The organism is Streptococcus sp. 10F2 (assembly GCF_054331515.2).
This window is the reverse complement of the sequence record NZ_JBTGGE020000117.1, coordinates 1-844: the sequence shown is the minus strand read 5'-3', so window position 1 is coordinate 844 and position 844 is coordinate 1. Positions and strand designations below refer to the sequence as shown.

1 protein-coding gene is annotated in these 844 nt (G+C 46.0%); it reads right to left on the bottom strand.

Annotated features, from left to right (window positions below):
- Nucleotides 1–844 (bottom strand): Rib/alpha-like domain-containing protein (locus tag ACXM1Q_RS09300; protein WP_458517812.1); only part of this gene is annotated, 844 nt, incomplete at both ends.

Here is an 844-nt window from a genome sequence, read left to right as displayed (position 1 = left end):
TCTGCTGATGGTGTTTCACCAACCTTAACTGTCTGTTCTACCGGTGTTGGTTCATTGGTTTCAGCTTGCGTTGGAGTTTCAGAAACCTTAACAGTCACTGGAACCTTATCTTGAGATCCATCTGGGTAAGTCACAACTACAGTAGCTGGTTTGTCGCCTGCTGTTGTTGTATCTACTGGACTTTCAAAGGATACTTTCGTTCCTGCTGGTAACTCTGGCAAGTTAGAGATGGATTTCTCTGCTGATGGGGTTTCACCAACCTTAACCGTCTGTTCTGCCGGGGTTGGTTCATTACTATCAGCTTGCGTTGGAGTTTCAGAAACCTTAACAGTCACTGGAACCTTATCTGTTGAACCATCTGGATAAGTCACAACTACAGTAGCTGACTTATCGCCTGCTGTCTTAGTATCTACTGGGCTTTCAAAGGAAACTGTTGTGCCTTCTGGGAGAGATGGCAAGTTAGAGATGGACTTCTCTGCTGTTGGTGTTTCACCAACCTTGACCGTTTGGTCTGCCGGGGTTGGTTCATTGGTTTCAGCTTGCGTTGGAGTTTCAGAAACCTTAACCGTTACTGGAATCTTATCTGTTGAACCATCTGGATAAGTTACAACTACAGTAGCTGGTTTGTCGCCTGCTGTTGTTGTATCCACTGGAGTTTCAAAGGAGACTGTTGTGCCTGCTGGCAACTCTGGCAAGTTAGAGATGGACTTCTCTGCTGATGGGGTTTCACCAACCTTAACCGTTTGGTCTGCCGGGGTTGGTTCATTGGTTTCAGCTTGCGTTGGAGTTTCAGAAACCTTAACAGTCACTGGAACCTTATCTTGAGATCCATCTGGGTAAGTCA